Raw genomic sequence first — 7,206 nt, 5'->3', positions numbered from 1 at the left:
CGCCCATCCTCCCGCGATCTTGCAGTTACTGCCCCGGCCATGCCGGATTCGCCCCGTTACGCGAGGGCCGCAAGTGCAAGATCGCGGGAGGATGGGCGAGGACGGCCCGGGTCGGCCCGACAGGGCATCCTCGCCCGCCCCTCGCGCGTCCGCGCTTCCGGTCTGGCTCTTGATCGACACCAGCTCGGGGAAGCGGCCGCCTCCCCGCTCTTGATCCACTCCAGCTCGGGGAGGTGGCGTTATCCCCGCCATTGATCGACACCAGTTCGGGGAGGTGGCGGGGTCAAGGTGGGTGGGATGCAACCACTTCGGCGAGGTGGAGTGGATCAGGAGCAGGGTGATGTGCTCGGGCAGGCTGGCCGGTCGAGGTAGGACGGGGTGGGACGGGGTGGCCGTGCCGAGGGTCGGCTGGTGGCCGAAGGCCGGCCCGACCGGGCACCCCGCCCGCCTCGCGTACCCGCGCTTCCGGTTCGGAGCTTGATCGACACCAGCTCGGGGAAGTGGCGGCATCCCCGCTCTTGATCGACACCAGTTCGGGGAGGTGGCGAGATCAGGGTGGGTGTGATGCAGCCACTTCGGCGAGATGGAGTCGATCAAGGGTGGGCTCGTGGCCCGGGGTGATGTGTTCGAGGCAGGCGGGCCGGTCGAGGTGGGACGGAGAGGCCACGTCGAAGGTTGGGGCCGGGGGTGAGATGTCCCGGTTTGGGGGTTTGTAACGGTTTGGGGTTAACGGGTCATTGTGGGGGTTGGAGAGTTTTCTACCCACATATCGTGACCAGTTGCGATTCGGGCTCGTTGCCCAAGACGTGGGGGTTGCACTCAGAGACGCAGGGCGGTCGGTGACCAGCTGGTGCCGACGCCACACCATCGGCGGTGACGGAGCGGTGGCAGCCGTCCGTCGCGGACTGCGGCAGGGCGAGCCGGGAACGCTCAGCCGCGAACAGGAACTCGAACTCATCGACGTGCTCCGGGGGGTCCACCCCGACGAGTTCGGCCTCGACGAGGAGCTCTGGACACGGCAGAGCCTGACCGCCCTCATCGAGCGCCGGTTCGGGCTGGCGATGGACGCCGGCACCGTCGGGGCGTACCTGCGGGCCTGGGGGCTCGGGCCGCGCGAGCCGCGCGAGCGGGCCTGCGGCCTGTGCGTCAGCGCGGTCGAGCGGTGGGTACGCAGCGAGTACCCGACGATCACGCGGGCGGCCCAGGAGCACGCCGCCGAGGTCTACTGGATCGGCCGGGTACGCCTGCGCGGCACCATGCCCGCCGCCGACGTGGTCTCGGCGGTCTCGTCGCGGGGACGGGTGCGGTTCATGGTCACCACGCCGTCGGTGGATCCGCCGCTGCCCCGGGACTTCGTGCTGCGGCTCAGCGGCGCCGAGGAGCGCACGGTGCACCTGATCGTGGACGGCTCGTGGCCGCGCAACGAATGGCCCCGTCGGCTGCCCCGGCGCGTCGTGCTGCATCCGCTGCCGAGCTGTGGTCGCGCCGTCGCCGCCGCCTGATCCGACGAAGATCGACTCGCGGGGTACCGATTCGGTGATCCGGGACGGGGTTTGCTACTCTTCTCGGGTCGCTGAGCCCCCGTAGCTCAGGGGATAGAGCACCGCCCTCCGGAGGCGGGAGCGCAGGTTCGAATCCTGCCGGGGGCACCAGAGCAGTCATCGCAAGGCCCTTGACCAGCCCGGTCAGGGGCCTTCGTCGTGTCCCCGGCGTGCGCAGCAGTGTCCCCGAATTCGGGGATGGGCAGGTCACGAGCTGGCTAACCTCGCGGTGAACGGGTCGAACCCCAGCACCTGCGAAGGTGAGCCAGTTGCCCGAGACTCCGTTGACCAACCGCCCCAAGATGCACACGGGCGTACCCTCCTCGCTGACCACCGCGCACCGATCGGTGATGCGCGCCGTCGCCGTCGCGGACGCCCCCGGGCTGTGGTTCCTCGAAGCGGTGGCCGCGCACACCGGCACCACGTCGGACGAGCGGATCGACGCGACGGTGGAGGAACTGATCGCGCGCGGGTTCCTCGTCGACACCGCCGCCGGGCTGCGGCTGTCTTCCATCGCGTTGCGCGACGACGTACTGCGGGACACCCCGCCCTCGGTGCGGCAGGCGCTGCGCGAGGCGGCGGCCGAGGTGCTCGCCGACGCCGGGCGCCCGGCCCAGGCGGCCCGGCAGCTGCTGCGGGTCCTGCCGGCGGTGAGCCGGTCCGCCTCGGCGCTGGCCGCGCGGCTGGCGGTCGACCCGGCGGTCGGTCCCAGCCTGGCCGCTGATCTGCTGCTGGCCGCCCCCGCGCCCGGGGCGGCGGAGGCGCGCCTGGCCTGGCTGGTCGACGTCGCCGACAACCTCTACCTGGCGGGCCGGGTGGACGAGACGCTGCGGATGCTGCACCGGGAGGTCGCCGCCGACCGGTACGGGCCACGCCAGCGGGCGATGCTGCTCGGGCGGCTCGGCGCCTACTACGCGACCCAGCGTCCCTCGCTGTCCCTGACGTACCTCGGGCGGGCGCTGAACCAGGAGCTGGACGTCGCGGGGCGGAGCTGGACGCTCACCATGCTGGCGTCGCTGGCGGCCCGGTTCGGGCACCCCGACGCCGCCGAGCTGGTGGCGGCGGCCCAGCGGGCGCACGAGCGCAGCCCCTCCCCCGGCGGCGCCATCCGGCTGGCCCTGGCGAACGCGGCCCGCGCAACCGCCTGCGGCGACCTGCCCCGCGCCGCGCGGATCCTGCGGGAGGTGGACGCGGGCGAGCCCGCCGCCCGGCCACCGAGACCCACCCGATCTGGACGATGATCGTCACCTGGGCCCTGGCCGTGGTGCTCATCGCGTTCACCTGGGGCAAGCACCCGCCGGCGGCGAGGACCGGGCGGCGCTGACGCGGACCGGGCTCACCCGGCCTCGCGCCGGGCCTTCGCGCGTCGCTTGCCCTCGTGCATCGCCTGCACCCGGGCCACCGGGATGGTCCGTCCCTGCTCGACCAGGTCCGCCGGCAGCCGCTGCGGCGCGGGCAGCGCCTCCGCCCAGGGATCCCGGTCGCCCAGCAGCGCGGGCACGGTCCGCACGGTGAAGTCGGCCGGGCTCGCGCTCTCCAGGTCGGTCCAGCCCACCGGGTACGACACCGGGGCGCCGGGCCGGATCCGGGGACTGTAGGCGGCCACCACAGTCGCCCCGTACGCCCGGGTGGAGTCGACGAAGACGCGGCCGCCGCGGTCGGCGACGATGAACGCGGTGGTCGCGGCCGCCGGGTCGAGCCGTTCGGTACGGACGGCGAGCGCCCGGGTCGCGGCGGCGGCCTCCTCCGCCGTGGTGGCCGGGTCGACCGGCACGATCACGTGCAGCCCTTTCGCGCCGCTCGTCTTCACCGCGCCGGCCAGCCCGGCGTCGGCGAGCGCCTGCCGGACCAGCAGCGCGACCCGCACGGCGGCCGGGAACGAGTCGCCCTCCGGCGGGTCGAGGTCGAGCACCAGGTGGGTCGGGTGCTCGGGCTGCGCGGCCCGGCCGAGCGTCGGGTGGTACTCGACGGCCCGCTGGTTGGCGAACCAGAGCAGCGTCCGCCGGTCGTCGCAGAGGGCGTACGAAATGCGCCGGCGCGACGCCTCGGCCCACACCTCGGTACGGCGCACCCAGTCGGGCGTGTACTTCGGCAGGTTCTTCTGCATGAACGGCTCCTGGCCGGGCCGCACCCGCAGCACCGACAGCGGCCGGTCCCGCAGTTCCGGCAGGATCCGGTCAGCCATCGCGTCGAGGTAGTCGACCAGGTCGCGTTTGGTCGCCCCGGCGCCGTCGAACAGCGGCTGGTCGAGGTTGGTCAGCGACACTCCGGCCCGGGTCTCGTCGGCGGCGCCCATCGGACCACCATCCCGGGCCGGGCCCGGCTCGGCAACCCCGACACGGTGCCCGGCGCGCGCCTCACCGGCCGGCACCTGCGACGATCGGGGCGTGGGCGAGGCAGAGGCGGACCGGTGCGGATCGGGCGCGGCGGAGCAGGCGAGCGCCTGCACCGTGCGGGAGGCGCTGGACCGGGTGGGCGGGAAGTGGGCCATCGGCATCCTGATCGCCGCCTCGGCCGGCCCGGTCCGCTTCACCGAGCTGGAGCGCCGGGTGGAGGGGATCAGCCGCCGGATGCTCACGCTGACGCTGCGCAACCTGGAGCGGGACGGGCTGCTGGACCGGCATGTCCACCCCTGCGTGCCGCCGAAGGTCGAGTACACGGCCACCCCGATGGCCCGCGAGCTGTACGACTCGCTGGTGGCGCTGACCAGCTGGGCCGAACGGCACCGCGAGGCGATCAGCGCGGCCCGGGCCGAGTACGACCGTAGGCACGGCCACCCACCGGCCTGAACAACTGAAATCGCCCTTATGTGGCGAACACCACGCGCTCTATCTGACCGATCGGTCAGCACCTGACCGATCGGTCAGGCATGCTTGATGTCATGGCGCGCCCCACCCCGGCCACCCACGACGAGTTGCTCACCGCGGCGGCTCGGCGGTTCGCCGTCACCGGCTACAAGGGCACCTCACTCCAGGACATCGCCCGTGAGGTCGGCTGCTCCAAAGCCACAGTGCTCTACCACTTCGCCAGCAAGGACGCGCTGCTCGGCGAGCTGATGGCGCCGGCCATCGCGGTACTGGAGGAACTCGACACCCGGATCGCCGAGCACACCGGCGCGGACGCCCAGCGCGTCGCGGCGGAGGGCTTCGTCGACCTGGCGGTCCGCTTCCGCCGCGAGATCGCGCTGCTCCGCGGCGAGTTCTCCGACCTGCTCCAGCAGCCCACGTTCATGCACATCCAGCAGATCTCCGAACGGCTGGTCGCGGCGTTCGCCGGCTTCTCCGACCGGCCCGAGGCCCGGGTCGCGGCGCTCGTCGTGCTCGCCGGCATCGCCGAGACCTGCGGCGAGTTCCTGGACATCCCCGACGAACAGCTGCGACCCGCGCTGCTCGCCGTCGCGTACCGCGCGCTCGAAGTCTCCATCTGATCCGAACCTGCGAGGACAAGGAAGGTCCATGGCGACCCTGCTGTACCGGCTCGGCCGGGCATCTCTGCGCCGACGGCGACTCGTCGCCGTCATCTGGCTCGTCGTACTCGTCGGCCTCGGCCTGGCCGCGGCCACGCTGCGGGGCCCGACGGCGAGCAACTTCACCATGCCCGGCACCGAGTCGCAGAAGGCGATCGACCTGCTCGCCGACCGCTTCCCGGCGGCCAGCGGCGCCACCGGCACGATCGCGATCAAGGCGCCACAGGACGGCGCGCTCACCACGCCCGCCGGCCAGGGGTTGGTCAAGCAGGTCACGCAGGAGGCGGCCACGCTGCCCGGCGCGGTCGGCGCGGTCGACCCGTACCAGGCGCAGGCGCTCACCCCGGACGGCCGCTACGCGCTGATCCAGGTGCAGTTCGCCGGCGGGGTCGACGAGATCACCGACGAGCAGCGCGACGCGTACGAGAAGGTCGGCGAGCAGGCCGAGGCGCAGGGCTGGCAGATCGCCCCCGGCGGCGAGGTGCTGAACGCCGAGCCGGAGGTCGGCTCGACCGAGGCCATCGGCGTGCTGGTCGCGGCGATCGTCCTGGTGATCACGTTCGGCTCGCTCGTGGCGGCCGGGATGACCATGCTGAACGCGCTGATCGGCGTCGGCGTCGGCATGGCCGGTCTGTTCGCGCTCAGCGGCGCGGTCGAGCTGACCAGCACCGCGCCGATCCTGGCGCTGATGCTCGGCCTCGCGGTCGGCATCGACTACTCGCTGTTCATCACCTCCCGGCACCGGCAGAACCTCCTCGACGGGCTCTCCCCGGAGGAGGCGGTCGGCCGCGCGGTCGGCACCGCCGGCTCGGCTGTGGTCTTCGCCGGCGCCACGGTGGTGGTGGCGCTCGCCGGCCTGGCCGTGGTGGGCATCCCGTTCCTCACCGTGATGGGCCTGGCCGCGGCCGGCACCGTCACGATCGCCGTGCTGGTGGCGATCACGCTGGCCGGGGCGCTGCTCGGCTTCGCCGGTTACAAGGTGCTGCCGCGCAAGCTGCGTGACCGCAAGGCGGTCGAGGACCCGGCCACCGGCTCCGAGGACCGTTCCGGCTTCGGCTTCCGCTGGGCGCGGTGGGTGACCAAGCTGCGCATCCCGGTGATCCTGGTCGGGCTGCTCGGCCTCGGCCTGCTCGCGATCCCGGCCCAGGACATGCGCCTGGCGCTGCCGGACGCCTCCGCCGCCGCCGAGGGCACCCCGGCCCGGGTCAGCAGCGACCTGATCCGGGAGGGCTTCGGCCCCGGCTTCACCGGCCGGCTCGCGGTCGTGGTGACCGCCGACTCGCCGCAGGCGACCCAGGCCGCCATCCCGCAGGTCACCGCGCTGATCCAGAAGACCGACGGGGTGCTCGCGGTGGCCCCGCCGCAGGTCGACCCGTCGGGGCGTACCGCGCTGCTCGGCGTGATCCCGGAGAGCGGGCCGACCGACGAGGCCACCGAGACGGTGGTGCAGGACATCCGCAAGCAGGTCGCCGGCATCCAGAACGCCGACGTGCTGCTCACCGGCGTCACCGCGGTCGGCATCGACGTGTCCGAGAAGCTCTCCGACGCGCTGCCGGTCTACCTGCTGCTGGTGGTGGGCCTGTCGATCCTGCTGCTGATGCTGGTGTTCCGGTCGATCCTGGTGCCGGTCAAGGCGGCGCTGGGCTTCCTGCTCACCGTGGCGGCCACGTTCGGCATCACCGTGGCGGTGTTCCAGCAGGGCCACCTGGCCGACCTGGTCGGCCTGGACACCCCGGCCCCGCTGGTCAGCTTCCTGCCCATCCTGCTCATCGGCATCCTGTTCGGCCTGGCCATGGACTACGAGGTCTTCCTGGTCTCCCGGATGCGCGAGGACTTCGTGCACGGCGACACCGCGCAGCAGGCCACCATCAACGGCATGGGGCACGGTGCCCGGGTGGTCACCGCCGCCGCGCTCATCATGATCTCGGTGTTCGGCGGCTTCGTCTTCCTGGAGGACCCGATCATCAAGTCGATGGGCTTCGCGCTCGCGATCGGCGTCGCCATCGACGCGTTCGTGGTCCGGATGACCATCGTGCCGGCGGTCATGTCGCTGCTGAACAACGCCGCCTGGTGGCTGCCGCGCTGGCTGAACAAGATCCTGCCCAACGTGGACGTCGAAGGTGAGGGCCTGCGCGCCCACCTCGCCGAGAAGCAGCACGCCCAGGTGTGAGCCGTACCGGGTGGGGTCCGACGGGCCCC

At 72.7% G+C, this 7,206-nt stretch carries 6 protein-coding genes and 1 tRNA gene; 6 read left to right on the top strand and 1 reads right to left on the bottom strand.

From position 1 onward, the window contains the following. Positions 1-806 precede the first annotated feature (806 nt). From BAW75_RS20165 to BAW75_RS20155, 3 genes are all read left to right on the top strand, one after another. A complete protein-coding gene (locus BAW75_RS20165) occupies positions 807-1,502 on the top strand; it encodes a winged helix-turn-helix domain-containing protein (protein WP_064447847.1) in 696 nt (231 codons plus the stop codon). A gap of 75 nt (positions 1,503-1,577) precedes the next feature. Beyond that, positions 1,578-1,652 (top strand) — tRNA-Arg (locus BAW75_RS20160). A 158-nt stretch (positions 1,653-1,810) separates the two neighbouring features. Then, on the top strand, positions 1,811-2,782 hold the full coding sequence (locus BAW75_RS20155; RefSeq protein ID WP_244206182.1) for a hypothetical protein: 972 nt from the start codon (positions 1,811-1,813) through the stop codon (positions 2,780-2,782). Positions 2,783-2,877: 95 nt separating this feature from the next. Here BAW75_RS20155 and ligD read toward each other — a convergent pair whose 3' ends face one another. Next, complete coding sequence (gene ligD, locus BAW75_RS20145; RefSeq protein ID WP_104114537.1) at positions 2,878-3,837, bottom strand: non-homologous end-joining DNA ligase; 960 nt, start codon at positions 3,835-3,837, stop codon at positions 2,878-2,880. Between the two features lie 91 nt (positions 3,838-3,928). Here ligD and BAW75_RS20140 point away from each other — a divergent pair, with 91 nt between their 5' ends. The 3 genes from BAW75_RS20140 (at position 3,929) to BAW75_RS20130 (ending at position 7,177) form a co-directional block, all read left to right on the top strand. After that, the gene (locus tag BAW75_RS20140; protein ID WP_043328596.1) at positions 3,929-4,330 is read left to right on the top strand and encodes a winged helix-turn-helix transcriptional regulator; all 402 of its coding nucleotides are present in this window, start codon (positions 3,929-3,931) and stop codon (positions 4,328-4,330) included. A gap of 92 nt (positions 4,331-4,422) precedes the next feature. Then, positions 4,423-4,968 carry a TetR/AcrR family transcriptional regulator gene (locus BAW75_RS20135; protein ID WP_043328594.1) on the top strand — a complete coding sequence of 182 codons (546 nt, stop codon included), beginning with the start codon at positions 4,423-4,425 and terminating at the stop codon, positions 4,966-4,968. Between the two features lie 28 nt (positions 4,969-4,996). After that, a complete protein-coding gene (locus tag BAW75_RS20130) occupies positions 4,997-7,177 on the top strand; it encodes an MMPL family transporter (protein ID WP_104114536.1) in 2,181 nt (726 codons plus the stop codon). The last annotated feature ends 29 nt before the right edge of the window (positions 7,178-7,206 follow it).

This window comes from Micromonospora chalcea, assembly GCF_002926165.1.
Lineage (GTDB): Bacteria > Actinomycetota > Actinomycetes > Mycobacteriales > Micromonosporaceae > Micromonospora > Micromonospora chalcea.
Note: the sequence above shows the minus strand (reverse complement) of the source record. Positions and strands in the feature narration are given on the sequence as shown.

Bases quoted from the DNA above. Each gene is read 5' to 3' on its own strand.
- BAW75_RS20135 (WP_043328594.1), top strand. From the start codon at position 4,423: ATGGCGCGCCCCACCCCGGCCACCCACGACGAGTTGCTCACCGCGGCG.
- ligD (WP_104114537.1), bottom strand. From the start codon at position 3,837: ATGGGCGCCGCCGACGAGACCCGGGCCGGAGTGTCGCTGACCAACCTC.
- BAW75_RS20130 (WP_104114536.1), top strand. From the start codon at position 4,997: ATGGCGACCCTGCTGTACCGGCTCGGCCGGGCATCTCTGCGCCGACGG.